Origin of the sequence: Mumia sp. Pv4-285, assembly GCF_041320275.1 — a bacterium.
GTDB lineage: Bacteria > Actinomycetota > Actinomycetes > Propionibacteriales > Nocardioidaceae > Mumia > Mumia qirimensis.
In genome coordinates, this window is sequence record NZ_CP162023.1 from 2,642,555 (window position 1) to 2,669,182 (window position 26,628).

General features: G+C 69.5%; 21 protein-coding genes. 10 read left to right on the plus strand and 11 right to left on the minus strand.

All coding sequences use genetic code 11. The features are described 5' to 3' along the window. The first annotated feature begins 12 nt into the window (after positions 1 to 12). Positions 13 to 951, plus strand: a complete 939-nt coding sequence (locus AB3M34_RS12785) for a hypothetical protein (RefSeq protein WP_370614352.1) — start codon at positions 13 to 15, stop codon at positions 949 to 951. A gap of 5 nt (positions 952 to 956) precedes the next feature. Here the strand turns inward: AB3M34_RS12785 and AB3M34_RS12790 are convergent, their stop codons facing one another. The 3 genes from AB3M34_RS12790 to AB3M34_RS12800 all read right to left on the minus strand — a co-directional run bounded on the left by AB3M34_RS12790 (position 957) and on the right by AB3M34_RS12800 (position 6,947). Beyond that, positions 957 to 1,703, minus strand: coding sequence for a VOC family protein (locus tag AB3M34_RS12790; RefSeq protein ID WP_370614354.1), 747 nt, complete (start codon positions 1,701 to 1,703; stop codon positions 957 to 959). 97 nt (positions 1,704 to 1,800) lie between these two features. After that, a complete protein-coding gene (locus AB3M34_RS12795) occupies positions 1,801 to 6,510 on the minus strand; it encodes a family 78 glycoside hydrolase catalytic domain (RefSeq protein WP_370614355.1) in 4,710 nt (1,569 codons plus the stop codon). Between the two features lie 155 nt (positions 6,511 to 6,665). Next, entirely contained in the window at positions 6,666 to 6,947 is a 282-nt protein-coding gene (locus AB3M34_RS12800) for a Fe-S cluster assembly protein HesB (RefSeq protein ID WP_370614357.1), read from the minus strand. Positions 6,948 to 7,175: 228 nt separating this feature from the next. On the opposite strand from AB3M34_RS12800, the gene AB3M34_RS12805 reads away from it, so the two are divergent. The 3 genes from AB3M34_RS12805 (at position 7,176) to AB3M34_RS12815 (ending at position 9,859) form a co-directional block, all read left to right on the plus strand. After that, a complete protein-coding gene (locus tag AB3M34_RS12805) occupies positions 7,176 to 7,460 on the plus strand; it encodes a helix-turn-helix domain-containing protein (RefSeq protein WP_370614359.1) in 285 nt (94 codons plus the stop codon). Continuing rightward, a complete protein-coding gene (locus tag AB3M34_RS12810) occupies positions 7,447 to 8,691 on the plus strand; it encodes a type II toxin-antitoxin system HipA family toxin (RefSeq protein ID WP_370614361.1) in 1,245 nt (414 codons plus the stop codon). Before AB3M34_RS12805 ends, AB3M34_RS12810 begins: the two co-directional genes overlap by 14 nt. A gap of 106 nt (positions 8,692 to 8,797) precedes the next feature. Further along, positions 8,798 to 9,859: a hypothetical protein gene (locus tag AB3M34_RS12815; RefSeq protein WP_370614363.1), complete on the plus strand. Its 1,062-nt coding sequence runs from the start codon at positions 8,798 to 8,800 to the stop codon at positions 9,857 to 9,859. A gap of 33 nt (positions 9,860 to 9,892) precedes the next feature. On the opposite strand, the gene AB3M34_RS12820 is transcribed toward AB3M34_RS12815, so the two are convergent. The 3 genes from AB3M34_RS12820 to AB3M34_RS12830 all read right to left on the minus strand — a co-directional run bounded on the left by AB3M34_RS12820 (position 9,893) and on the right by AB3M34_RS12830 (position 15,624). Further along, positions 9,893 to 10,573, minus strand: coding sequence for an NUDIX hydrolase (locus AB3M34_RS12820; RefSeq protein WP_370614365.1), 681 nt, complete (start codon positions 10,571 to 10,573; stop codon positions 9,893 to 9,895). Between the two features lie 97 nt (positions 10,574 to 10,670). Further along, positions 10,671 to 14,870 carry a lamin tail domain-containing protein gene (locus AB3M34_RS12825; protein ID WP_370614367.1) on the minus strand — a complete coding sequence of 1,400 codons (4,200 nt, stop codon included), beginning with the start codon at positions 14,868 to 14,870 and terminating at the stop codon, positions 10,671 to 10,673. 127 nt (positions 14,871 to 14,997) lie between these two features. Continuing rightward, positions 14,998 to 15,624 carry a TetR/AcrR family transcriptional regulator C-terminal domain-containing protein gene (locus tag AB3M34_RS12830; protein WP_370614369.1) on the minus strand — a complete coding sequence of 209 codons (627 nt, stop codon included), beginning with the start codon at positions 15,622 to 15,624 and terminating at the stop codon, positions 14,998 to 15,000. Between the two features lie 77 nt (positions 15,625 to 15,701). Between AB3M34_RS12830 and AB3M34_RS12835 the strand changes: the two genes are divergently transcribed. After that, positions 15,702 to 16,169, plus strand: coding sequence for a hypothetical protein (locus tag AB3M34_RS12835; protein ID WP_370614371.1), 468 nt, complete (start codon positions 15,702 to 15,704; stop codon positions 16,167 to 16,169). A gap of 14 nt (positions 16,170 to 16,183) precedes the next feature. On the opposite strand, the gene AB3M34_RS12840 is transcribed toward AB3M34_RS12835, so the two are convergent. Both AB3M34_RS12840 and AB3M34_RS12845 read right to left on the minus strand, forming a co-directional pair. Further along, positions 16,184 to 16,798: a dihydrofolate reductase family protein gene (locus AB3M34_RS12840; RefSeq protein WP_370614373.1), complete on the minus strand. Its 615-nt coding sequence runs from the start codon at positions 16,796 to 16,798 to the stop codon at positions 16,184 to 16,186. 12 nt (positions 16,799 to 16,810) lie between these two features. Next, positions 16,811 to 17,389, minus strand: a complete 579-nt coding sequence (locus AB3M34_RS12845; RefSeq protein ID WP_370614375.1) for a GNAT family N-acetyltransferase — start codon at positions 17,387 to 17,389, stop codon at positions 16,811 to 16,813. Positions 17,390 to 17,525: 136 nt separating this feature from the next. Here AB3M34_RS12845 and AB3M34_RS12850 point away from each other — a divergent pair, with 136 nt between their 5' ends. Beyond that, positions 17,526 to 19,610, plus strand: coding sequence for a hypothetical protein (locus AB3M34_RS12850; RefSeq protein ID WP_370614377.1), 2,085 nt, complete (start codon positions 17,526 to 17,528; stop codon positions 19,608 to 19,610). Here the strand turns inward: AB3M34_RS12850 and ppk2 are convergent. Next, entirely contained in the window at positions 19,577 to 20,422 is an 846-nt protein-coding gene (ppk2, locus tag AB3M34_RS12855) for a polyphosphate kinase 2 (protein WP_370614379.1), read from the minus strand. The genes AB3M34_RS12850 and ppk2 overlap by 34 nt on opposite strands. Before the next feature lie 94 nt (positions 20,423 to 20,516). Here ppk2 and AB3M34_RS12860 point away from each other — a divergent pair, with 94 nt between their 5' ends. Further along, complete coding sequence (locus AB3M34_RS12860) at positions 20,517 to 21,209, plus strand: GOLPH3/VPS74 family protein (RefSeq protein ID WP_370614381.1); 693 nt, start codon at positions 20,517 to 20,519, stop codon at positions 21,207 to 21,209. 61 nt (positions 21,210 to 21,270) lie between these two features. On the opposite strand, the gene AB3M34_RS12865 is transcribed toward AB3M34_RS12860, so the two are convergent. Together AB3M34_RS12865 and AB3M34_RS12870 are read right to left on the minus strand one after the other, a co-directional pair. Beyond that, positions 21,271 to 23,190, minus strand: coding sequence for a hypothetical protein (locus AB3M34_RS12865; RefSeq protein WP_370614383.1), 1,920 nt, complete (start codon positions 23,188 to 23,190; stop codon positions 21,271 to 21,273). Positions 23,191 to 23,203: 13 nt separating this feature from the next. Next, a complete protein-coding gene (locus AB3M34_RS12870; protein WP_370614385.1) occupies positions 23,204 to 24,130 on the minus strand; it encodes a MurR/RpiR family transcriptional regulator in 927 nt (308 codons plus the stop codon). A 142-nt stretch (positions 24,131 to 24,272) separates the two neighbouring features. Between AB3M34_RS12870 and AB3M34_RS12875 the strand changes: the two genes are divergently transcribed. The 3 genes from AB3M34_RS12875 (at position 24,273) to AB3M34_RS12885 (ending at position 26,558) form a co-directional block, all read left to right on the plus strand. Continuing rightward, positions 24,273 to 24,992 (plus strand): hypothetical protein, encoded by a 720-nt coding sequence (locus tag AB3M34_RS12875; protein WP_370614387.1) that lies wholly within the window; start codon positions 24,273 to 24,275, stop codon positions 24,990 to 24,992. A gap of 256 nt (positions 24,993 to 25,248) precedes the next feature. After that, positions 25,249 to 25,872 (plus strand): OB-fold protein, encoded by a 624-nt coding sequence (locus AB3M34_RS12880; protein ID WP_370614389.1) that lies wholly within the window; start codon positions 25,249 to 25,251, stop codon positions 25,870 to 25,872. 197 nt (positions 25,873 to 26,069) lie between these two features. Beyond that, positions 26,070 to 26,558, plus strand: coding sequence for a MarR family winged helix-turn-helix transcriptional regulator (locus AB3M34_RS12885; protein ID WP_370614391.1), 489 nt, complete (start codon positions 26,070 to 26,072; stop codon positions 26,556 to 26,558). The last annotated feature ends 70 nt before the right edge of the window (positions 26,559 to 26,628 follow it).

Below are 26,628 nucleotides of genomic sequence, written 5' to 3' on the forward strand. Positions count from 1 at the left end.
AGGTGGCCGAACGTGACCGAGCAGCCATTTCCGAGCGCGCCGCCGGCCGCCGGCGACCTTGAGGTCATGATGCGGTCCGTGATCGGACTGCTCGAGCGCAAGCCTGGGGCGCGGACGTCACGTGTGCACCCGGAGGTGCGCAAGGTCTTGGAGCGCGCGCTCGATCGGATGACCGCGCTGTCGAGCATCTCGGGAGACGGGTCGGACACCGCCACGCGCGACGCACGGATCGGTGCGATCCGGCGTGAGCACGGCTGGCTGTCCACCGCGACGCCGAAGGACCGGCCCTCCGAGGAGCAGTCGTGGGCGCTCGTCGACGAGCTGCAGACCCTCTGGATCTGTACGGCGAGCACCGCCGCGATCGCCGACGCGGTCAGCCGGGTGACTGGGCCGCCAGCACCGAAGCAGCTCGCGGAGACCGCGAAGCGGGACTGGCTCCTCGGCTCTCACGTCGAGCACCAACGCGGCCGAGGACGCGCACGCGCCCGGCACTCGCTGCGCGCGCGGTACCTCCGCAACGCCGGCTTCGCCCTCACGACCCTCGTGGTCGTCGGCACGGTCGTCGCCATGATCGTCGGGGACGACGACGGAGTCGTCATGCTGTGCGGCCTCGCCGGCGCGATCGGCGGCACGCTGGCAGGCGCACGAAGCATCCGCGACTCTCGCAAGCTCCGCGACGCGCTCTTCTTCCAGACGTGGTGGTGGGTGCAGCCCGCGGTCGGGTTCGCGGTCGGTCTCTTCGTCTACGCGCTGCTGGCGTCGGCCGTCATCGTCCTGCCTGGCTCGGACTCCCCCGAGGCGATGCGCCAGGCGACGAGCCGCATCGTGTATGCGTTCGTCGGCGGCTTCTCGGAGCCGTGGCTGCTCGGCATCCTCACGCGCCTCGGTGGCGCTGCCGACAAGGCCGCCGAGACGAAGGACTCAGCACCGGACGCGGCCACCAGGGCCTGACAGGATCAGGGGTGCGCGAGGCGCGTACGAGACAGGAATGCGTCGGGGCTGCGCGACTCGAGGAGCTCGACGAGCACCCCGTCGTACGTCGTCCCGTAGCAGACGGCGGCGACGCCCCCGCTCGACTCGGTCACGTCGTGGTGCCACACCGCGTCGAGGCTGCGTCGTACGCCGTCGATGCCGATGGCGTCCAGGCAGAGGTGGTTCACCCCGAGATCGACGGGACGCGCGGCCGGGGTGTCTGCGCCGCCCACGACCTCGACGGCGACGGGGCCAGGGACCGGCGGCAGCGCTTGGGACTCCCGATCAGGGACCTGCACGACCACTCCGACCAGCCCTGATACGCCGTCCGCCGGGACGAGGGTGACCGACGTGCCGTCGGGACAGCGCACCTGGTGCCCGCCCAGCGACGTGCCGCCGGCCTCGATCGCCCGGTCGTGCGTCGCGTCAGCGTCGGCGGCGGCCCACACGAGCCGGGTCACGCCAGGAGCCCCGGCCGACCGTCGCTCCGGTGCCGGCGACGAGAACGCGAACAGCTCCATGAACGCGGCATCCGTACGGAGCAGGATCACCTCCGCCGCGGTCCCCTCGGTCGCCAGCGACTCGTCCGCCGGTGCCGTACCGATCGGCCACGCGAAGGCGCCGTGCTCGAGGGCCGACAGCCCGTCGACCCAGAACCGCCGTGCGCGCTCGAGGTCGGCAACGCTGACACCCACGTGGTTGACGGCGACCACACGCCCGGCGCTCTCCATGGCCGGAACCTATCGCCCGCGGCACGTGAGTGCGCCGGCCGTCGAGGATCGCCCGACGACCGGCGCACACCGTGCTGGGGCAACCGCCCCGAGACCCCTACCCGAGCGGGCGGGTCCAGACGTCGGCGATCGAGGGGTCGTAGTACGCCGAGTCGTTCTGGTTCTCGAACTTCACCCGTACGGTGCCGTCGGCAGCGGCCAGCTCGGCCGGCACGACGAGCTCGTACGTCTCGGTGCCCGCCCCGGCGGTACGCACGTGCGTACGGAGCAGCACCTCCTTGCCGTCGACGTAGACCTTGTAGCGCTTGGTCTGCGCCTTGTCGTACGTCTCGACGGCACGGATCACGAAGGCCTCACCGGGCGTCACCGCGAGGTCGAACTCGAAGTACGAGAACGGCGTGAGGTGTCCGGCGTACCGACGGGTGACCCCTGCCTCACGGCTCGTCCCGGACGAGCTCGAGGCCGTGAGCTTGTGCGCCTGCTCCGACGTCGCCTCGCCGAGGTCGACGTGGTCGAGCGCGTCGGCGACCGAGGGATCGATCACCACGGTGACGTCGCCGGCTGCCTGAGCCAGCGTGTCCTCGCCTCGGACGAACCGCGCCTGCAGCGTCCGCACGGCCCGTGCGCGATCGGTGCTGCGCGGAACTGCGACGGTGACCGCGACCTCGCGCTCAGCGCCGCCGGCAAGAGCGACCTGAACGTCCTCCGGCGCAGTCCACCCCTCCGGCACGGCCACCTGCACCGTGCCCTCGACGTCGGTCGAACCGAGGTTGCGGACGCGCGCAGACAGGGTGACCTCCGCCCCCGGGCGTACCTCGCTCGGAGCGATCGCGACCTGGTCCATCGCCACCGGCGACGCGACATCGAGGTCGAACGACCGCTGCACCTGGAAGTGAGCCCCCGCGAGCACGAACGCCACCTGCGCCTTCGCCGTGACCGAGCCGGGTCGCTGATCGTCGCCGACGGTGGCGGTGATCCGGCTCGACTTCTCCTGGTCGGCGTCGAGCGTCTTCGCCACGGAGGTCGCCGGCCCGGCGGTCCAGCCGTCGGGCAGCTCGACAGCGACCGCGGTGACGTCGCGGACCTGCCGGTCACCGGCGTTCTTCGCCGTCACGACGACGGGCACCTCGTCCCCTGGGCGTACGGCGTCGGCCGGAGCGTCTGCGGTGAACGACAACCCCAGAAGGTCCGCGACAGCGACGGAGACCGCACCTCGGGCGGCCGCAGCCGCGTCGAGGACCTTCGCCTCGTCGGCATCCGACAGTCCGGCGACGGCGACGAGCCCGTCGATCGGCTGCAACGCGTGCTGCGCCGCCACCAGCGCGTCGGTCGCCCTCGCGTCGCGGTCCTGCTGCGCGTGGTCGAGAGCACGGTCGGCCGCCACGTCGGCGCCCGCCGCGGCCACCCGGATCAACGCCTTGACCGCGGTACGACCGCCGTCGACGTCGCCGATCGCTGCACGGAGAGCGTCGATGCGCTCGGTCGCCGTGCCCACGAGTCCAGCCTGGCGGTCGGATACGAAGCGGTACGCACCGGAGCCGACCTCGACGACCACGTCACCCGCGTCGTACGAGACCTCGTGCACGCCGTCGGCACTTGCGACCGGTCGGCCGCTCTCCGTGACCGCAGAGACGTTCGCCGCGGGGACGCGGACGGTCGCGGTGGACCCGACCGGGACGTCGATGTCCAGCGTCAGCCGGTCACCGCTGCGGCGCCAGCTGCTGGAGACCTGGCCGTACGGCGTCTTCGTCGACGCCTTCGCCCACTCCATCTTGTCGGTGACCTCGGGGGCGATGCTGACGTTGCGGTAGCCGGTCTTCTGCGACAGACTGATGCCCGCGACGTCGTGGTAGAACCAGTCGTCGACCGTGCCGAGGAAGTAGTGGCCGCGCGAGCGCGCCTCCAAGGCCCAGTGCTCCCACATGCTCGTGCCGCCGTTCTCCGTCATGTAGCCCCAGCTGGGGTACGACGTCTGGGTGGCGAGCTGGAACGCGACGTCGGCGTAGCCGTGGTCGGTGAGCACCGGCAGCAGGTACTTGGTGCCGAGCACGCCGGTGTTGAGGTGCATGCCCTTGGCCTTCACGTCGGCGACGATGCTCGCCGCGACCGCGTCCGCGGTCTTCTCGTCCGGGGTGAGCCCGAACGCGAGCGCCAGCACGTTGTGCGTCTGGCGGTAGCCGCGGTCGCCGCTGCCCCGGTAGTAGCCGGCACCGGCGTCGAGGAAGCGCTCGTTGAACGTCTTCTTGACGACGGCGGCGTTCTGCGCGAACGACTCGGCGTCGGCGTCCTTGCCGAGGAACTCGGCGGACTGCTGCATCGAGGTGAGCATCGCGTACAGGTACGCCGTGCCGGAGACGCGCACGTCCTCGGGAGCGTTGCCGCCGGCCGGGCTCGCCTCGGGGCTCACCCAGTCGCCGAGTCGCGGGTTGGTGACGAGCCCCTTGTCGGAGCGCCCGAACTCGAGATCGATGTACTTCTTCATGCCGTCGTACGTCTGGCTCAGGGCGCGCGAGTCGCCGCCGTACTGGTAGAGCCACCACGGGATCATCACGTACGCGGAGTGCCACGGCGGAGCGACGCCCCACGATCCCCAGTTGCCGGAGCTCGGTGCGATCACGAGCGGCGCACCCTCCGCGTCACGGGTGTCGTTCATGTCCGTGACCCACTTGGCGAACAGCTCGTGGACGTCGAGGTTCATCATGAACATCTCGGCGCCGACGGCCGCGTCACCGGTCCAGCCGTTCTTCTCGAACATCGGGGTGTCGGTCGGGATGCCGTGGATGTTGTTCTTGAGCGTGTCGACGACGGCGCGGTGGACGTCGTTCATCACCGGCTCGGAGCTCTCGAAGGTGCCCGTCTCGGCGGCGTCGGTGTGAACCGCCTTCGCCGTGAACGCGCTCAGCGGTGGCGCCTCGTCGCCGGGCCAGCCGGTGACCTCGACGTACTGGAAGCCCTTGTACGAGAACCTCGACTCCCACGACTCCTTCTCCCCCGTGCCGGCCAGGATGAACCGGTCGGTCTGGAAGCCGGACGCGAAGCCGCCGTTGTTGGAGAAGTTCGGTCGGCCGTCGGCCTTCAGCTTCTCGCCGTACTGAGCCTTGATGGTGGTGCCTGCCGGACCCTTCGCGGTGAGCTCGACCCAGCCTGCGAGGACGCGTGGGAACTTCACGACGTACACGCCGTCGGCGGGCTCGGTGATCTCCTCGGCCGGCAGCGACTCCGTGACACGGATCGGCTGCTGGCGCTGGTTGACCAGCTCACCCTTCGGGCCCGCGACCTCGCTGGCCGGCGTCCACGTGGTGTCGTCGAACCCGACCTCGTCGAAGCCGTCCTGCACGAGTCGTGCGTCGTACGTCTCACCGGCGTACAGGTCGTCGAAGACGGTCGGGCCGTCGTGGAGAGTCCACGAGTCGTCGGTGACGACGTCCTCGGTGGTGCCGTCGGCGTACTCGAGGTGCAGCACGGCGCGGGCGACGGGCTCGTCGTGCCACGGCGGGGACTCCCAGCGCCAGACGTTGCCGCCGGTCATGCCGTAGAAGCCGCGGCCGAGCTCCATGCCGAGCGTGTTCTTGCCGGCCTTGAGCTGATCGGTGAGGTCGGTGCCGACGTACTGGGCGCGGTCGTCGTAGTCGGTGAACCCGGGCGACAGCACGTCCTTGCTGATGGGGGCGCCGTTGAGGCTGACGTCGGCGTACCCGCCGGCCGCGACGTACAGGGTCGCCGCGTCGAGGTCCTTGCCGACCGAGAACTCCTTGCGGAGCAGCGGCGCGGGAGCCGTCTCGCTCTTCGGCGGGCGGACACCGCTGCCCCACTGGCCCTGGCCGTACGGCGCCAGCTCCTTGGCGCTCTCCCACGAGGTGTCGTCGAACGCCGGGGCTTCGAAACCAGCCGGGATCTGCTTGCTCACCTTCCAGGTCTTGTCAGTCGTCGCGACGGTCGTGGAGCCGTCGGACCAGGTGGTGCGGATCTTGGCGAGGAGCCCGCCAGGCGAGCCGGCGCCGTTCGTGGTGCGGACGGCGACGACGTTGCGATCGGGCTCCAACGCCGCGTCGTAGAGGTGCGACTGCTGCCACTCGTTCTCCGCGCCCTGGGTCTCGCCGAGGAGGTCGCCGTTCAGCCAGAGCCGGAACGAGTCGTCGGCGGTGATCAGGATCTCGGCGGACACGGCGCTCCTGCCCGCGGGTGCCTCCCACGTCTGGCGGAACGCGCGCGGCTCCCCCGGTGCGCCTCCCGTACTCGCGTCAGACGTCCAGATCCAGCTCGCGCCGGAGAGGTCGAGGGTGTTGGAGTCGTCCGTGCGCGCGTTGCCGATCCAGGCGCTTCCGGCCCAGTCGTCCTCGTCGAGCAGACCGGTACGGAACTCGCTGGACGCGTTCGCCCGACCCGCGCTCGTGACGACGTCGACGCGCCAGTGGTACTGCGTCGCGGCGTCGAGCGGCGGTCCGTCGTACGCGACGTTGGCCGACTCGGCGGAGCGAACGACACCGCTGTCCCAGAAGGCCTTGGAGTTGGTGAGGGCCTTCTCCGAGGTGGCGAGCCGGAGCCGGTACGACGTCTGCGTGACGTCGCGACGGTCGGTCCGGATCTCCCAGCTGAACCGCGGCGCGGCGATGTCGATGCCGATCGGGGCGCTCTTCTTCTCGACCTCCAGGCCGGCGAGCTTCACGCCGCTGGACGGTGAGGCGGAGGTGGTGCCGATCGCGGGGGCCGCGCTCAGCGCCGGGAACAGCAGGGCTAGCACCACGCCGAGCGCCGCGACGATGCGGCGACGGTCACGTGGGCGGTGGTCGGACGACGGAGGCGTCACGGTTCTCCTCGAATTGGAACGATTCAACGAGGGGAACGTAACCACACCGCATGTGACGTGGACAACAGGGGTGACCGGTTACGGCCACGGACGCGTACGAGGCAGCGCCGGGCTGCGGCGCTGCCTCGTACGACGTCGGGACTGGGCGGAGACCGCTAGCCCGGCTGCTGGGCGAGCGCGAACTGGACCCCGCCCTCGGGGGTCACCTGGGCGTCGAGCACCTTGTCGTCCAAGAGCTCGGACGTGGCGCCCTCGATGTAGACCTTGGCGTCGCCGCTCTCCACGAGCTGGTCCCCCGGTTCTCCGACGGGGACGGCGGCGACGGCGAAGTTGCCGTCGGTCGGACCGCTGATCCGCAGTCCGGCGTCTTCGGTGTCGATGCGGTCGGCGACCAGGGCCGTGACGACATCGGTGGCGTTCTCGGTCAGGGTGAGCATGGGCTCTCCTTTCGTCGTGAACAGGTGCGTCCCACCGTTCGTCGCGATGTCGGCTCGTTCAAGGGAGCGTCCAGTGGGTGGACTCGTTCTGCGCGGGAAGACGCGCGTGACGGCCGTTCCTGATGCTGTAGGCTCTTTTACACGCTTAAATGCTTTTTAACTACGCATGAGGTGGTCGCGCTGCGCCGCACACACACGTACTCCGCTGCTACCCGAGACGCCACCCGCGTGCTCGGGCTCGAGATCGCGCGCGCTCGCAGACGCCGACGGTGGACCCTCCAGGAGCTCGCCGACCGCGTCGGGATCTCGGTGAGCACGTTGCGTGCGGTCGAGCAGGGGACGCCCACGGTCGCGATCGGGATCGTGTTCGAGCTGGCGACGCTGCTCGGTGTGCGTCTGTACGACGCGGAGCCCAGCGAGCTCCCGGCTCTGGTCGCGCTGGGCCGCGACCGGTTGGCGCTGCTCCCGGCGCGCGTCCGGGAGACGACGGTGGACGTCGATGACGACTTCTGAGGCGCAGACGGCGTTCGTGTGGACCTGGCTCCCCGGCGCGACGGAACCGGTGGTGGCCGGCCGGCTGGACGCGGCGGGCGATGTTGTCGTGTTCACGTACGGACGCTCGTACCTCGAGCGCGACGATGCCGTCGCCCTGTACCTGCCCGAGCTCCCACTCCGTCCAGGATCGATCAGACCACTCGGCGCTCTCGACGTCGCTGGATGCATCAGCGACGCCGGCCCCGACTCCTGGGGCCAGCGCGTCATCCTTGCCCGCCATGGGCACCGAGGCCCCACCAGCGACACCGCAGAGCTCGGGCTGCTGACCTACCTGCTCGATTCCGACTCCGACCGCATCGGGGCGCTCGACTTCCAGACGAGCGCGTCCTCGTACGAGCCCCGGGGCACGGCTACCGCCAGTCTCGAGGAGCTCATGAGCGCGGCGGCGCTGGTGGAGTCCGGCGAACCCCCGCCCGCTGCCCTGGACGTAGCGATGCTTCGCGGGACCTCGGTCGGGGGCGCGCGCCCGAAGGCGCTCATCGAGGACGGCGAACGCCGGCTCATCGCCAAGTTCTCGTCGACCACCGACGTCTATCCCGTCGTCAAGGCAGAGGCGGTCGCGATGGAGCTCGCCCGGCGGGTCGGGCTCGACGTCGCCGGATCGGAGGTCGTCACCTCCCTCGGACGCGACGTGCTTCTCGTCGAACGTTTCGACCGGACAGCAATCCGCGGCGAACGCCGCGCCCTCGTCTCTGCTCTGACCATCCTCGGGCTCACGGAGATGACTGCCAGGTACGCGTCGTACGCCGACCTTGCCGATGTGGTCCGCGCACGGTTCGACAACCCGGTGCCCACGCTGCACGAGCTGTTCTCACGGATCGTGTTCAACGTGTGCGTCGGCAACATCGACGACCATGCACGCAATCACGCCGCCTTCTGGGACGGCTCCACGCTGTCGCTCACCCCGGCTTACGACGTGTGCCCGCAACCACGCTCGGGGAGGACCGCGCAGCAAGCGATGGCGATCGGCCGCGACGGCTCGCGCGAGAGCAAGCTCCAGGTGTGCCGCAACGCCGCCGACATCTTCATGCTCAGCGGTCGCGCGGCCGACGAGATCATCGACGCCCAGGTCGAGGGGATCCGCTCGCACTGGTCCGACGCTGCGGACTCGGCGACGCTCACGGCGCAGGAGCGCGCGTACATGTGGGAGCGGCAGATCCTGAACCCGTTCGTGTTCGAAGACGCGTGAAGTGGCCATCGGCAGCTGAACCTTCGCGCCCGTACGCTGCTCGAAGCCAGCACTCAGGCCTCTCGAAGGGACAGCGATGTCACGGACCAGAGCTCGGATCACATCGGTGGGCGCGTTGACCGTCGCCCTCGCTGCCGCCGCCACCCTCGTCGTACCCGCCGCTGCGAGCGCAGCGCCGCCGGATCCGCCGATCCTCAAGAAGTGGGCGAACCCTGGTGTCGCGAAGGCCGGCAGCGGCTACGTCATGCTGCACACCACCGACTGGAGCGCGAAGGGCGCTGCTGCTTCGGCGTCGAAGCCCAACGGGCCCTGGAAGATCGCCAAGGACCGGTCCCTGCTCACGAAGGCGCCCCGGTGGGCGAAGGCCCCGGCCGGCGCGAAGCAGAGCCGGAGCGTCTGGGCGCCGTCGCTGATCCGAGGCCGCAACGGCACGTGGGTCGTCTACTACGCCGCCCTCGTCCGCGGCAGCTCCAGCGCCTCCCGGTGCATCGGTACCGGCACGTCCAAGAGTCCCCTCGGCCCGTTCGTGCCGAACGCGCGGCCGATCGCCTGCTACAAGGGCAGCGGCACCAAGCCCCAGGACGCGATCAAGAACGAGCGCAGCACCAGCCTGATCGACGCGACCCCGGCCGTCGTCAAGGGCCAGACGGTGCTGACCTACAAGACGTCTCACGCCTACAAGCAGAGCGGCCGGACGATGTGGCACACGACGATCCGCATGCTTCGCCTGAACCCGAACGACCCGACGAAGGTCGTCGCCAACCCCGTCCGCAAGAACGGCGGCAGCGTCCAGCTCACGAGCGTGCGTCACAAGTACATCGAGGAGAACCCGTCGCTCGTCTACCGAGCGGGCAGGTTCACCCTGTTCACGTCGTGGGGCTGGTACGGGACGCGTGACCAGTACTGGACGCGGTACCGGCAGAACAAGCAGCTGTGGAAGGGCTGGCCGAAGGCCACGCGCACCCTCGGCTTCCCGAAGGGCACCCAGACCTGGGGGCGCGGCAACGCGCAGGCGGTGGTCGGCCTGAAGAAGGGCACCTGGAACTTCTTCTGGAACGGGCACCGGCCCAAGAGCGTGCGCGGCGAGGGGCCGAAGTACTTGTACGTCGGCAAGCTCGCGTGGTCGAAGGGCAAGCCGCGCGTGTCGAAGGTGTACAAGCGCGGCTGAGACAAGCCCTGGCCCCGCGGTCCGTACTGGCCGTCAGCGCAGGATCGCGGGGTGCAGGACGGTTGCCGAGCCACGCTGATAGAGCTCGGCCGGCCGTCCCCGTCCCCCGGTCGCCCGCTCCCCCGTCGGCACGACGAACCCCTCCGCACCGGTGACCTTGCGGTGGAAGTTCGACGGGTCGAGCCGTGCCGACCACACCACCTCGTACACGCGCCTGAGCTGACCGATCGTGAACCGGTCGCCGCAGAACGCCGTGGCGAGCGGCGAGTACTCGAGCTTCGCCCGCGCCCGCTCGAGTCCGTCGGCAAGGATCTCTGCGTGGTCGAACGCCAGCGGCCGTGCGGTCAGCTCGTCGATCGGGACCCAGTGCGCCGAGGCCGCGTCGGTGCCGCCGACGGGGTCGGGAAGGTCCGGGAGCACCGCGAGGTACGCGACGCTGATGATGCGGTCCGGGCGCGGATCGCGGCGCGGTGCGCCGTACGAGCCGAGCTGCTCGAGGTGTGCTGGCTCGACCTCGATGCCCGTCTCCTCGGCGAGCTCCCGCCGCGCGGCATCGGGCAGGTCCTCGCGCTGCTGGACGAACCCACCGGGCAGTGCCCACCGGCCCTTGTACGGCGGCCCGCCGCGTCGGATCGCGAGCGCCTGGAGCGTGTCGTCGCGGATCGTGAGCACGACGACGTCGACGGTGACGTAGACGGGCGGGTAGTCGGCCATCGAACCTCCTCGCATTTCTCGTCAGACCGACCATATACGCCGCAGCCCGCCCCGGAACACTCCAGGACGGGCCGCGCTCGTGATCACCTCGAGTCGATCACCTCACGCGCAGCGTCCGGGTCGGCGCCGCGTCGGCCGCGATGCCAGCCGCGCCACGGTAGGTGACCGCGACCTTGTAGCGGCCCTTCGACAGCTTCGGCAGACGCACCGTCACCGCACCGTTGCGGACCGTCGCGTCGACGACCCTCGTCCACCCGGCACGTCGTACGGTCACGCGCACCGGACCCGATGCCACCGGACCGTTGGTCCGCACCGTGACAGCGACCTTCGCCCGCTGCTTCCGCGTCACGGTCGACTTGACGAGCCGCGCCCGCGCCGTGGCGGTCGCCTTCACGACGGTCACGCGCACCGGCGTCGACATCGACCCCGCGTACGCCGTCGCGTCCGCCGGAAGGTACGTCGCCGTCAGCGCGTGGACCCCGACCGCGAGGTTCGCCGGGAGCCGGAGCGTCGCTTGGCCGGTGGCGGCCAGTGCGGCACGTCCGACCTCGCGCGACCCGCTGCGGAACACGACCCGACCCGCGACCGGGTCCGTCGTCTCCTCGTCCCGCACGGTCGCCGTGAGGACCCCGAGCTTCGCCGGCGCCGCGCCGTACACCTGCCGTGTCGACGACGCCTTCACCGTCGCGACGGTGGGCGCCGCACCCGGCTCAGCAGCGGAGTCCACCTCGAGCGGCGTCGACGTGACCGTCCGCTCGGAGCTGTCCGCGACCGTCGCGTACCAGAACGTGCCGGCCTGCGGCATGCCGAGCGCGAACGTCGCCTTCTCGCCCGCGGCGACCTCCGCCGTACCGGCCGAGACGGACGCGGTCGTCACACCCCACTGCGCAGTGTCGAGCTTCTTGCGGACGAGCAGGTCCACCTTCGCGACGAACTCGTCGTCGACCGCCTTGTAGCGGCCGTCCTGGTAGTCGTTCTCCGGTGTGCCGCGCATGCCTGGCTCGTCGTACTTGTAGGCCTCGAACGACTCGAGCGTCGGCGAGTACGCGTTGACGGCCATCAGCTCGGCGTCGACGTCGAACTGCAGCAGCCGCTGGAAGCCGGTGTCGCGGTCGAGCGTGTCGGCGCGGCCGGCGGGCTGCGTGGAGCGATAGCCCTGGTAGTCCGCGAGCATCTGCACGACCGTACGGCCGGTCTCGCCGACGTTGCGCACGGCCACGGTGTCGGCGGCGAGGTCGATGGCGTCGACCTGCTCCCCCGTCACCGGGTCGCCGTACTTCGTCGCCACACCGTGGTAGTGACCGCCGAGCACGAGGAAGACGTTGTCGCTCGGCGCCACCAGGTCGCGCCAGATGTCCTCGCCGCGCGCGGTGTAGCGGTCGTCGCGGTTCTCGATGTTCTTCTCGGTGTCGAGGTAGCTGTGCGTGATCAGCACGACGTTGCGGCTCGGGTACGCCGCCGCGACCTCGCGCGCCCAGTCGATCTGCTCCTGGCTCGGCCGGTACGGCAGCGACAGGGCGACGAAGTCGATGCCGTTGGCCTCGAAGAAGTCGTAGTGCGCGCTGTTGTCGCCCTTCTTCCAGGACGCACCGAACCAGCTCTCGTCCTCGTACATGTCGCTGCCGAGGAACTCGTTGAACCGGTCGTTGTTGCGGCCCCACAGGTTGTCGTGGTTGCCGGGCAGGACACCGTTGGGGATGTCGGCGTCGTTCAGCAGCTGGTGCACCTGCTTCGCGAACGCGAACTCCTTGTCGGCGCGCACCGGGTCCGCGTTGCCACCGATCCAGTTCTCGATGATGTCGCCGCCGTTGGTCGAGTACCCGATCTTGCGCGCCTGCGCGTTCTGGATCACCCAGGTCGCCATCCGCCGGAAGACGCCGCGGAACCCCTCGGACAGGAACTGCGTGTCCGTCATGTGGTTGAACGCGAGGTCGTAGTCCTCGGGATCGAGGAACTTCTGGTCGGTGACGCCGATCGCGTCGACGGCGCCGCCCTCGGTGCGCGGGCCGTCGATGACGAGCACGTTCGCGGTGCCGTCGAGCACCCGGTCCGCGGCGATCGTGCCGACCAGCGTCAGGTCACCGTCGGCGGACGGGCTGTCGGCTGCGACCAGCGTCCACTCCTGGCCGTTCCACGCGTACATCTGGATCTCGTTGCGGTCACGCGTCGCACCGCTCCACGTGAACTCCACTCCCCCGGCGGGCACCTCGGTGACCGGGACGGCGTACCGCTGGAACGGGTACGTGTCGCGGGTGGCCGTGGTCTCCAGCGCCGGTGCCGTCTCCACGCGGCGCTCACCGGTGATCGTGAGCGACTTGGGGAGCTTGCGCTGCGTGGAGCCGGCGAAGATGCGCGTGCCCTCGGTCTCGAGCGTGGTGGCCGTCCGGACATCGATGGTCTGCTTGCCGCCGTCGGCGTCCTCGGTGGTGACGGTGGCGCGGTAGCCGGTGCGGTTCTTCGTTCCCTCGGCCTTCGGCGTACCCGGGGCGTGCGGAGTCTCGATCGTCACCGGATCGGTCTCTCCGGGGAGCGGCTTCGCCGGGTCGACCCACTCGACGTCGGCGAGGACGCCGGGCGTACGGTCGGCCGTCTTGGCGAAGTCCTCCTCGTTGTCGCCGGTGGTGCGGGCGCGCTGGTACGACTCGCCCTTGTCGTTCTTCGTCTCGTTGCGGATCTCGGAGCCGATCACGCACGGGCTGTAGGTGACGGTGTGGTAGACACCGACCGCGTCGACCATCGTGCCGTCCGGCGCGCGCAGCCACATGCCGTAGCCGTCGGTCTCGTTGAGTCCCGTCGCGTACGTGGCGTTCGCCTTCGCGCGCAGCTCGGCGGGTGCGGCCGCCGCGGCGGCGACGTACGTCTGGCCCGGCTTCAGCGTGACGTCACCGAGGTCGGCGACCTGCGTCCCCGCGTTGCCCTTGCCGGTGCCCTCGCAACGGACCAGGGAGTAGCCGGCGAGGTCGCGGTCGGTCGTGCCGTAGTTGGCGAGCTCGACGAACTCGTCGCTGCTCCCGCCCGGCCCGGCGCCGACGATCTCGCTGAAGCGGAGGTCGGTGCGCTCGAACGCCGGCGTGGTGCTCAGCTCGGCCCGCGCGGACGCCTTGCCGGGCGTGCGCTCGGCGGCAAGGAAGAAGTCCGCGGCGTTGTCTCCGGTGTCGGAGACCCGGTGGAGGCTCTGGTTCTGCAGGTTGTTGGGCTTGACCTTGATGCCCGTGCCGGCGTTGCAGATGCTGTTGCGGTCGGCGTACACGCCGACGCGGTCGACGATCGCCTCGTCAGGCTGCACGACCATCGCGCCGAAGTCTCGCCAGTGCATGCCGGTCGTGTACGTCGCGTTCGGCGTGACGCCGCCGAGCGCCGCCGATGAGTGCGCGAAGAGGAAGCTCGCACCGGCCGGGATCGTCGTACCGGCAGGCAGGCCACGGTGCTGGACGTACGAGGTGCTGTTCTCGCCGCAGCGGTAGAGCTTCCAGCCGGACACGTCGACGTCGGTGTCGCCGTAGTTGGTGAGCTCGACGTACTGGTTGGCGTCGCTCACCGCGTCGCCGTTGGCGAGCTCGCTGATGCGGACCTGGGTGTCGGCGGTCGGCGTCGGCTGAGGCGCGGTGGCGTTCGCGTCGTCCGGCGTGCGGGTCGCGACGGCCCAGTCCTGCTCGACGTCGCCGGTGTTGGCGATGCGCTGGTGGCTCTGGCTCAGCCGGTGGTCGAGCGGCCGCTGGAGGGCCGTCGGGTTGTTGCAGTCGCTGTCGACTCTGTCGGCGTAGAACGCGACACGGTCGATCACGTGGTACGCCGGGTCCTCGAGGTAGGCGCCGAACCCGAAGCTGTGCAGCGTCGACCCGGTCGCGTCGTAGTCGGCATCACGCTTGACGACGTCCTTGTGGGTGCTGTTCGCACTCCCGACGGTGTACTTGTCACCGGGCTGCAGCACCGTGCCCTTGGGGATGACCTTCTGCGGACCGTAGCCGTCGCCGGTCTGACCGCAGCGCAGGATGCGCCAGTCGGAGACGTCGACCGGCTCGGTGCCGAAGTTGCCGATCTCGATGAAGTCGTCCGTGCTCACCCGGTCGGCGTTGGTGTCCAGGCCAGCACCGCCGTTGGTGACCTCGGAGATGAGGATGGGCGACGTGTTGGGATCACCCGGCTCGGCGGCCGGCGCGATCGCGGGCTCAGCCGTCGGGTACGGCGCCGGCGTCGGGCTGCTGCTGACGGCGGCCGCTGCGGGCGTCAGGCCGGCGATCACGGCTGTCGCTGCTCCGGCGACCACCAGCACCGCGAGTGTGCGGTCGTGTCTCACGAAGGACACCTCTCTCGAGTTGTGAGGCCCGCGGACGCGGGCCCTCGAGGAGGCTCTCGGTGGTGGGTGGAGGTGCGGTGTCGACTCGGCGGCGGTCAGGTGAACGCTCGGGCAACCGCTCGGGACCTCACATGCTCGACGTCGGATCTGCCCCGGCGATCAGCGCGTCGAGGGCGAACGCGAACCGCGCCTCAGGATCGACCGCACCACCGGCCACCGCCTCGCTCAGCAACGGGAACTGCTCCGCGTCGACGGCGAGGTCGGTGGAGGATCTCGGGCCGTCCGCCTGCGTGGCCAGCTGCCCGAGCACGAGGGCGGTCGTCGCGTGCACGAGACGCAGTCCGTCCACCGCGTCGAGGCCGGCCCGGACGAGCGACTGGAGGATGCCTTCGACCACCGTCGCGGTGCCGACCGTCACCGCGGGGCGGGTGGCGAGGAGCGGAATCACAGACGGGTGCGCGAGGAGCGACGCCCGCAGGTCGTACGCGTACGTCCGCAGCGTCGTCTGCCAGGTGTCAGCGTCCGGCGGCACGCGTACTGCCTCGAGGACGACGCGCTCCACGATCCCGTCGAGCAGCGCCTGCTTGCTGGGCACGTAGTGGTAGATCGTCATCGCCTCGACGCCCACCTCAGCGGCGAGACGCCGCATCGACAGCCTCTCGACACCGTCGCGGTCCGCGAGGGACACCGCCGCGTCGAGCACGCGCTCGGCGGTGATGCCTGCCCGCTCTCCCTGTCGTCGCCGAGCGCCCACTGGATCCTCCTTGAAGTTCTTACGGTGTATGACTAGGGTGACACAATCTTACGCCGTATGAATCAGGAGGGAACCTCATGACCACGTCTACCCGCGACACCGTCCGCGCGTCGACGACTCGCAACTCCCGGGCACGCGCCGCCGCGTACGCCGGGCTCGTCCTGCAGCTCGTCGTCACGGCGCTGCCCCTGCTCGACCTCGCGTTCTTCGGCACCGTCGAGAACCATGTGCGCGCGGCCTACCCGGACTGGCCGACGTCGGACGTCGCCGCGGACCGCAACGCGATCATCTGGACGCTCGTCGGCGTCGGCGTGCTCGGCACGGTCGGTTGGCTCGTCGCCGCATGGGCGGCGGCACGCGGCCGCGCCGTACGGCCGGTCGTGACGACGCTCTTCGTGCTCGGCACGGGCACGTACCTGTCGTTGGCGACGCTCGGCGGCGAGGCGTACGACACGATCGTCCCGCTCTGGCTCGGGATGACGAGCCTCGTGCTCACCGGCCTCGCCGGGCTGACGACGACGGTCGCCGCGTGGCGGCGGCGCTGAGGCGCCGCGAGCGGTCAGACGACGTCGTACGTCAGATGGGTCACCGTCGACGTCGGCGTCACGCTCCGCTGCACCAGCGTGCGCGGTGCCGCGCCCGTGAACAGCGGCGTCCCGGCACCCAGCACGACGGGTGCGAGGTGCAGCGTCAGGGTGTCGACCAGCCCGGCGGCGAGCGCCGAGCCGATGGTGGCCCCGCCGCCCATGAGGACGACGTCGAGCTCCTCGCCACGGTCGGTCGAGGCCGACTCTGCGCGCCCACGTGCGGTGCTCACGGCGTCGGACAGCCCCGTGGTGACGAACGTCCAGTCGAGATCGGTGAGCCTCACCGAGTCCGGCTGAGTGCTCGTGACGACGACGAACGAGGGCTTGCCGACCTCGCCGGCGCCATAGCCGGTCTCGTCGGTCCACCCGTGCGGCCCGTCGACGATGTCGAAGAGCCGGCGGCCGAGTACGACGGCCCCCGTTTGAGCCGTTCCGTCACGCAGAAGCCGTTGATCGTCGGGGTCGTCCGAGAACGCCCAGGTGTGCAGGGCCTCGCCTCCGGTGCCCAGCCCGTTGTCTGGGCCCGGGTCAGGTCCGGTGACGAACCCGTCGAGGGAGACCGAGATGTCGGCGACGATGCGTGTCATCGGTGGAGCCTTTCAGTTGCGCAGGTCGCGGCGTACGAGGACGCGCGGGAAGCGGTTCAGGACCGAGTCGGTGTCCGCCGCCTTCACGAACCCGGCGCGCTCGAACATCGCCAGCGTGCCGACGTACGCCATGGTCAGGTCGACCTTCGCGCCACGGTTGTCGACCGGGTACGCCTCGATCGCGGGCGCACCATGCTCTCGCGCGAACTCGACGGCGCCTTCGATGAGGGCGTTGACGATGCCCTGCCCGCGGTGGCCCGGCCGCACCCGCACGCACCACAGCGACCACACGTCGAGGTCGTCGACGTGCGGGATCTTGCGGTTGGTCGCGAAGCTCGTGTCGGACCGCGGGTGCACCGCCGCCCAGCCGACGACCTCGTCGCCGGCGTACGCGAGGACGCCGGGCGGCGGATCCTGGCGTACGAGCTTGCGCACGCGCTTGCCGCGATCGGTGCCGACGAGCTCGCGGTTCTCCTTGGACGTCGCCAGGCGATAGCTGAGGCACCAGCACACGTTGGCGTCCGGGCGCTTCGGTCCGACCATGGTCGCCACGTCGTCGTACGACGTCGCCGGATGAACCACGATGCTCATGGACATCGAGCCTAGGGCGAAGCGCTGACAACGACCGTCCAACGTTGCATGGCACAAAGTGCCGGTCGTCGTCACCTCTGTCACGATGTGGACATCTCGGACAACCAGCGGTACAGAACCCATGGGAGTCACCGTGATGGACCGAGTTCAAGAGATCCTGCCTGTCAAGCGCGCCGTCGAAGACGAGCTCCTGAGCAGGCCAGGCGTGACCGGCGTCGACATCGGCTACAAGTACGTCGACGGCGAGCGGACCGACGAGATCGTGATCCGGGTCTACGTCGCCGAGAAGAAGGACGTGTCGGAAGACGATCAGATCCCGCCCACGATCGAGGGAATCCCCACCGACGTCATCGAGGGCGAGGACAAGCCACTGGCCGACGCGGGCAGCTACAACCCGCTGAAGGGCGGCATCAGTGTCGGGCCGTACCGGGTCGTCGACGGTTTCTGGGCGGGCACTCTCGGCGCGATCGTCATCGACAACGACACCGGGGCCGCGATGGCGCTGAGCAACTACCACGTCTTCTGTGTGAACGAGGGATGGCACGAGCCAGGTCGGTTCCGGCAGATCGTCCAGCCGAGTCTCATCGACAACCCGTTCGCGTCCCGCTTCATCGCCAACATCTCGCGAGGCACGCTCGGCCATAACGTCGACGCGGCCGTCGCCCAACTCGGCGGCTTCTTCACGGGCTACGTGGGCGAGGTGACGGACGTCGGCGTCCTCACCGGGACCGCTGAGGCCAAGAAGGGGATGAAGGTTCGCAAGAGGGGCCGCACCACGACCTTGACCTACGGGATCGTCGACGGCCTCCACAAGACGACCACGATCAACTACGACCACGGTGTGGGACCGGTGACGTTCACCGACCAGATCAGCGTTGCCGGGGTCGACACCACGCCCACGTTCGCGGGGCCGGGCGACTCCGGCTCGACGGTCGTCGACGAGCTCGGACGCGTCATCGGGCTGCTCTTCGCCGGCGACAGCGGCCGGGGGACCCTCAATCCGATCCAGAGCGTGCTGAACACGATGAACGTCCGGCTCGCCCTCACCGGGGCGGCGGGCTTCGATCTCACCTCGACGTCGGATCGCGTGTTCGCCTACGACGGTGCCAGCACCGGCAATGCCGACCATCTGGTGATGTACAGGCCTGGCAAGGGCGCCCTCTACATCGCGAAGCGTGACGGCGTAGGACCGGACAAGAATGCTCGGTTCACGGCGCCCTACCACCAACCCCAGGGCGGCTCGGGCATCGCGGGCTTCGACCTGATCTCGTCGAACGATCACGTGATCGCGTTCGACGGCGCCAGCACCGGCAAGCTCGACCACCTGCTGGCCTATCGGCCGGGAACCGGCATCGCACAGATCCTGAAGCATGACGGCGACCAGCCCGACGGCACTCCCATCTACTCCACCGTCTACTCGGGGACCAACGGGATCGCCGGCTTCGATCTCACTTCGACGTCGGATCGCGTGATCGCGTACGACCTCGAAGGGACGGGCAAGCTCGACCACCTGGTGCTGTACAGGCCCGGCAAGGGCGCCGTCTACATCGTCAGACGTGACAGCCAGGGAGGCGGGCAGCCGTTCACGTTCACGGCCGTCTACCAGCAACCCCAGGGTGGCTCTGGCATCGGCGGCTTCGATCTCACCGAACCCCAGGATCGCATCATCGCCTTCGACGCCGAGAAGACCGGCAACCTCGATCACCTGCTGCTCTACCGACCAGGGAAGGGGATCGCCTTCGTCCTGAGGTACGACGGTGACGACGGAGGGTCTCTGAAGTTCACTCCCATCTATTCCAAGAACACCGGGATCGGGGGCTTCGATCTGACGGAGACGCAGGATCGCGTGATCGCGTACGACCTCGACGGCTCCGGCCATCCCGACCACCTGGTCCTGTACCGGCCCGGCACCAGCGCCGCTTACAAGGGCGCCATCTTCATCGTCGAGAACGACGGCTGGGACGCCGACGGGAACATTCTCTTCAAGACGGTCTACGAACAGACCGTCGGTGGATCAGGCATCGGCGGCTACGAGCTGACCTCGCCAGACGATCACATCGTCGCCTTCGACGGTGCCAGCACCGGCAAGCTCGACCACCTGCTGCTCTACCGGGCAGGGACGGGAAGGGTCAGGATCCTGAAGCACTCCGGCTCCGCGCCCGACGGCACTCCCGCCTTCACCACGGTCTATCGCGCCGACGGCCTGGACGGCGGGGCCTGACGGAGCAGGTCGGCCACGTGGTCCGGGACGTACGTCGCGCGGTCTCGCGGCGGGCGTTCGTACGATCCCGACGCGGGCGGACGATCCGGGATCTCGATGCGGGGAGGCTCGATGTCGGTGTACGGGACGGTCGACAGGAGGTGCGCAATCATGTTGAGCCGCGCGCGCTTCTTGCTGTCCGACTCGACCACGAACCACGGGCTCGTCACCGTGTCCGTGTAGGCCATCATCTCGTCCTTCGCCCGTGAGTAGTCCTCCCACCGGTTCACCGACTCGACATCGGTCGGACTCAGCTTCCAGCGCCGGATCGGGTCCTCGGCCCGCGACTGGAACCGCTTCAGCTGCTCCTCGTCCGACACGGAGAACCAGTACTTGCGCAGCAGGATCCCGTCCTCGATCAGCATCTGCTCGAACGCGGGCGCCTGCCGCATGAACAGCGCGTACTGCTCGTTGGTGCAGTAGCCCATCACGTGCTCGACACCCGCGCGGTTGTACCAGGAGCGGTCGAACAGCACGATCTCCCCGGCGGCGGGGAGATGGGTGACGTAGCGCTGGAAGTACCACTGTGTCTTGTCGCGCTCGGTCGGTGCGGGGAGCGCGGCGATGCGGGCGATGCGCGGGTTGAGCGACTCGGTCAGACGCTTGATCGTGCCGCCCTTGCCAGCGGCGTCGCGGCCCTCGAACAGGACCACGATGCGGGCACCGCTGTGCCGCACCCACTCCTGGAGCTTCACCAGCTCGACCTGCAGACGCGTGAGCTCGGCCTCGTACAGCGTGGTGGTGAGCTTGGGCTGCTTCGCTGCGGCGCTCATGACGGGACACTAGCGCCGCGGAGGCAGGCGCGCCGGGTCGCAGCCTCGCCGTCGCGAGCCTTGTGAGCCGAGCGTCCCGGGGCAGACTGGCGAGGTGAGCCTCGACAAACAGCGCACTCCTCCGACCATGGCCGAAGACCTCCTCCTGCTGCTTTTCCAACCCGGCTCCGGCACGATCGCCGGTGAAGGCACCCTCTTCTATCCGCTTGCCGGGGCAGTCCTCGCCGAGCTCTCGCTCGGGGGTCACGTGTCCGCCGAGCCTGGGAAGCTCGGGGGTCTCCGGCTCGAGGCGGTGGGTGATGCTCCGCCCGAGGACGACATACTCCGCTCGACCTGGGACTACCTCGCCGACAAGCCCCGCGGGGTCCAGACAACGCTCGCGGCGATCGGTCCGAGCCTGCGCCAGCCGGTCCTCGACCGACTCCTGGCCCGCGGTGAGATCGAGCGCCGCCCCCGCAAGAGGCTCCGTCTCTTCACCACCACAGTCCTCGAGGACGGTGGGACAGGACGCCGCGCGGAGCTGCTCGCGGCGGTCCGACAGGCTCTCGTCGATGGCGACGTGCCGTCCGCGCGGATCGCGGCGATCACAGCGCTGATCTCCGCGAGCGGAACGCTTCCGCAGTTCGACCGGGAGATCCCGTGGACCTCGCCCGTCATCGCCCGCGCCAAGGAGCTCGAGAACGGGAGCTGGGGAGCGGGAGCGGCCGCTGAAGCAGTCGCCCGCACGGTCGCAGCGACCGTCGTGAACAGCGTCGCCGTCGCCATGACGATGCCACCCAAGAGCTGACGGCCGCCTGGTCGCGCGACTACAGGTTTCGTAGCCACGCGACCAGATCGCGACCCAGTTGCTACCGAGCCCTCAGCAGGCGCGCCTCCCCTGCCGCCAGCGCCAGCGTGCCGGTGCCCTCGCGCTCCCAGCGATCACGGCGCGGGTCGTACGCCTCCGCGCCGGAGGGCAGCGTCAGCCGTACGCGAGCGCGGTCGTGGCGGGAGTAGTTCGCGACGAGCGTGTGCAGGCGGTCGTCCGCGTCGACGAAGCGGCCGACGACGACCGGGTCGCCACTGACCTCGGAGACGAGGGCATCCCCCGCAAAGGGCTCGAGACCCGCTGGAGCGCTCGCCACGCCTGCGGCCTGCACGGCTGTCGACGTGAGGTCGAGCATCTGCTTGCCGAGCGGTGCGAGGTAGTCGGCGTTGACCTCCTTCGTGTAGCGGTAGAGCCTCGTCCGCTTGCCCTCGACCGTGATCAGGCCAGTCGTGAACGCCTCGCCGCGAGCCGGGTCGGGAGTCCAGTAGGTGAAGTACTGGATGCCCTTGCACCCGTACGCGAGGCTGATGGAGATCTGCCACAGCAGGTCTGCCTTCGTCGGGATCGCGTGGTTCGCGTAGCCGACGCTCTGGATGTAGACCCACGAGTCGCGGCCGTGCTTGAGAGCAGCGGCTCGGACCTGCGCCCAGTTCTCGAAGTAGCCGAGGTCCTCCCCGTTGGCCAGGATCGGATAGCGGTCGAAGGACAGCACGGCCGAGTCCAGGTCGCGGGCCGCCTGCTCGTAGCCGGCGCCGAAGCCCGGCAGGAGGTTCACGTACGACAGCGCGTCCGGGTAGGCGTCATTGGCCATCGTGACGGCCTTCGCCATCAGCGGGAGCTGGCCGACGCTCGGCTCGTCGTAGAGGTGCATGCCGGCGAACGAGCTGTATCCCGACCCCGCCGGGAGCCGCCACGCCGCGAGCCCCTCGTCGAAGCCGTCGCGGAACAGCTCCGCTCCCCCTGCGCCGGTCACGACGACGTTGTCGAAGTACGCCGACTCAGACCCCGCCTCGCGGAACCCGGCCGAGCCCGCGGCGTACGTCGTGTCGGTCGTCGTGTCGACCACGACTCCGTCGATGCTCGTGGTGATCGTCGATCCGCTCAGTTTCGTCTCGACGTGGTAGCTCCGGCCCTCCTCGAGCTGGTACGGCAGCGCGACCTGCGTGACCGTCGGAGCGCCGTTGACGAACACGGCCTTCTTGAGCACCGCCTTGTTGCCGGCGCCCTGCGTCGAGAGCAGCCAGACGTACGCGTTGCGCTCATCCTTGATCCGGAACGCCCACCCGGCCTGCGCGTAGCCGCCCGCGCCGGTGCGCAGCGGCTGGGTGTCGAAGGCGAACGTGTAGTCGGTCCACGCCGTGCCGTCCGCGACCCAGCCGATCGACCCGTCGCCGCTGCCGCTCGAGATGTGAAGGCGGCCGCCGACGGCTCGCCACGACGGCGCGTACCGGTTGACCGCCGCGGTGATCCGCTGGCGCAGCTCGGCCTCGCTGATGGTGTTCGGCTGGGCGGGATCGCCGACGTTCATGTTGCGGAGGATCCACTTGATGTCGGGGTCCTCGACGAGCACCTGCACGCCGGCCTCGTCGGCGACGCGCAGCATGTGCGTGGTGATCTGGACGTCGGAGTTCGAGTAGTTGCCGCCGTGGACGTACGTGAACCCGGCCTCGGCGATCTCGCGGTAGCGCTCGACCGTGGTCTCGGTCGGCGGCGGCGGCCAGAACAGACCGACCGGGAAGCGTCCGTCGTTCATGATCGGTCCGCCAGTCGGGGTGGCGGCGGCGACGGCGGCCGCAGCAGCGGCTGCGGTGGCCGCGGCGCTCGATGTCGAGGCCGTGGCCGCGCTGGCTGCCCCCGCTCCGAACGGTGACGCCACGCCTGCAGCGACGAGGGCGCCGCCGAGCTGGAGGAAGGACTTGCGGCTGATGCCGTTGCTGGGCTGGTCGTCGTTCGGGGTCATGGAGCCTCCTGGGTCAGCGTGGATCGGGGCGGGTGTGGCTGCGGCGTCGTTCGGGCCGGCGTGGCCTGACGGCGCGTTCGGTCTCGGAGAGCAGCTGGACCGTGCGGTCGTAGTCGTGCTGACCGACGGCGAGGTAGAGCATCTCGACGACGGCGAGCTCGGAGTGGCGCGAGGCGAGCGGGCCGTCCTGGAAGGTGGTCTCCTCGGCGACGGTGACGAGGACGTGGTCGGCCAAGGCGGCCAGCCGCGAGCGTGGGCCGGCCGTGATCGCGACGGCGAGGGCGCCGTGGTCGCGTGCGGTGGCGAGCATGTCGAGGGTCTCGTCGGTCTCGCCGGAGTGCGAGATCGCGATGGCGACATCGCCGTCGCCGAGCTGGGCCGCCGCGACGAGACCGTCGTGGACGTCGGCGTACGTCCAGCACGCGACACCGATGCGGCTCAGCCGGAGCTCGAGCTCGCGCGCCATCACGCCACTCCCGCTGACGGCGTACATGTGGACGCGTGTCGCACCACTGATCGCCGCGGCGGCGGCCGCGACGGCGTCGAGGTCGAGCCCGGCTAGCGTGGTGTGGACGGCACGCGCTTGGACGGCTTCGAGCGTGCGCGCGACGTCGGCGAGCGAGTGGCTCGGGCCGATCTCGCGGCTGATGTCGACGTTCCAGCTCCCGTACGCTGTCGCTGCTGCCTCGGTGATGACGCTCACCCGCAGGCTCGGGTAGCCGTCGAGCCCGAGAGTGCGGCAGAGGCGAGACACAGCGCCGGTCGAGGTGCCCGCACTGACGGCGAGGTCGTTGATCGTGCCGGCGACGGCGGAGCGCGGGTCGTCGAGGATCCGCTGAGCGGTGAGACGCATCGACGACGGCAGGTCCGGAAGGAGCAGGCGCATCTGGGTCAGCACGCTCTCGGGAGCGGATGCCACTGTGGCGTCGGTCACAGCCATGACAAGAACTATCGCGGACGTCGCCTGACCGCGCAAGAGCGATAGGGACTTTCAGGGTCGTGTGACCTGGCGCACCCGCACAGCGAGCGTCACGAAAGCAGCTTCCGGCCGTCTCCTTCACGAACCCACAAGGAGAAACCTGATGAAGCGCTTCGTCGCCGTCACCGCTGTCGCACTCGCCGTCCCCGCCCTGGTTGGGGTGCCATCCGCAGAAGCCGCAACGGCCGCGAGCGCCCGCGCCTCTTCGGGTGTGCTCTGGGACGACTGCTTCGACCACCGCTTCTCGTACACGGTGGGGAGTGCTGCGGCCAGCGCCGACGACTGGGAGCTGGACGTCACCCTCGTCGGTCCCGACGGCCGCACCGCCGACAGCAACTGGCTGTGGAAGGGAGGCGACCCGGCATCGGGCTCCTCGTCGTTCTTCTTCTGCGGCGGCTCGGACCGCCCCGGCACCTACCAGATCCGCGGGACCGTCACCTCGTACGACGAGGACTACAACGCGACGAAGCGCGCGATCCCGACGAGCACCTTCCGGATGCGCCAGCCTCAGACACGATCGGCCGTCCGCGCGACCCCGAAGAAGACTCGGACCGGACGCGTCGTACGACTAAAGGGGACGAGCAAGGTCGAGCGTCCTCGCGGCTTCTACGCGCTCGAGTACGCGCCCGTACGCCTGCAGCAGAAGGTCCACGGGAAGTGGCGCAATGTGAAGGCGTCGCAGTACACCGACCACGCCGGGCGTGCGTCGTTCCGCTACCGCGCGAAGGAGAAGGGCACGCTGACCTTCCGCCTGTACACACCCGCCTCGAGCACGCAGACCGCGTCCCTCTCGAAGGCGGTCAAGGTCCGCGTCCGCAGCTGAGCCCAGCGGCGCGAAAGATTGTCAATCTGCTGATATCGCCCTCCGGCGCGGTCAAGATGTCCGACGAGGGCTGGCGCCGCGATCGCTCGTCTTGCGTCACCCGGCCGATGCCGATCGTCCCGAGTGCTCCTGGTCTGGCGAAGTGCTGGTCCAGCACCAAGGCATAACTCCTTCCGAGGTTGCCGGCTGTGTCGCACGTCCACCAAGAGCTTCAGTCCGCGCAGCCCCCCGGTCGCGCGCCACAGAGAGAGACTTTATGAGCTACCAGCAGCCCTACCAGCCCGCCCCGCAGCCGCCCAAGGCCCCCAAAAAGAACCACACGGGCCTCACTCTGGCGCTCATCGGTGGAGGCATCCTGGTGATCGGCGTACTCGGTGCGATCGGCGCGACCGCAGATACATCACCTGACAGCAAGGCGGCGAGCGAGCCGACGACCTCCGCCCCGAAGGAAGACAAGAAGGCCAAGGCCGACCCGACTCCCGAGCCCACCGAGGCCCCCGAGCCGGTAGCTGAAACCACGAAGGCACCTGCACCGAAGCCGAAGCCGGCACCGACGCCAAAGGCAGTCAAGGTCAAGGCGGGAAAGATGCTGGCCGAGTTCGAGCAGAACGAAGCCGCCGCCGACCAGAAGTACAAAGGCAAGCGAGTCGCCGTGACCGGGGTTGTCGACAAGGTCGACACCGAGTTCTGGGACCAGGACGAGTACACGATCAAGTTGTCCGACGGTGACGAGTGGGCGATCTGGACAGTCAACTGCAACGATGTCTCCGCCAAGGCGGCAGCGAAGGTGGAGGCTGGCAGCACGATCACCGTCCTCGGTGAGTTCGACGACGGCGGTGACCTCGGCGTCGAGATCAAGGACTGCGAGGTCGTTCGGTGACGACGCGCCCCTAACGGCTGGAGGACCGCGACTGGCGTCATGCGAGCACCGGCGGTCATCCTGCTGAGCCGCAATATGAGTACGAAGCCGGCCATACCGATGAAGCGAACCTTCGTCGGTATGGCCGTTGCACATGGTCATGGGACCATGACGATCCCGGCGCCTGTCGCGCCGACGATCCCGTCCCCGAGGTGACCATGCCCGTCAGCAGGACCGACCGCCGTCCGACCATGACGTCCGAGGCGCGCTTCAGCAGTCCCGGCTTCCTGCTCTCGCACATCGGCCGGGTCGCCCAGACCTGGATCACCGAGGCACTCGAGCCGCTCGAGCTGCTCCCCCGCGAGGCTGCCGCTCTCCTCGTGCTGCGTCAGCACGGCGAGCTGGCCCAGCAACGCCTGGGCGAGCTGCTCGACATGGACCCGAACTACCTCGTGCTCGTCGTCAAGAAGCTCGAGTCGCTCGGTCTCGTCGAACGCACTCGCGACCCCGACGACGGGCGACGCCGCCTGATCTCGATCACGGACGCGGGACTCGACCGACGAGACGCCGCGGACGCCGCCGTCAACGCCGTCGAGGAGCGCCTGGCGGACGGCATCGGAGCCGACGATCTTCGTACGCTGCGCCGCCTCCTGCTCCAACTCGACGCCAACACCGGTGCGCGCCATCCGGTCATCGACCCCTCGTAGCTGACGCGCGTCGCGCGCCCCCTCCTTCCACTCACCAGGACCTGAACCCTCGCCATCCCGTCTCAGTAAT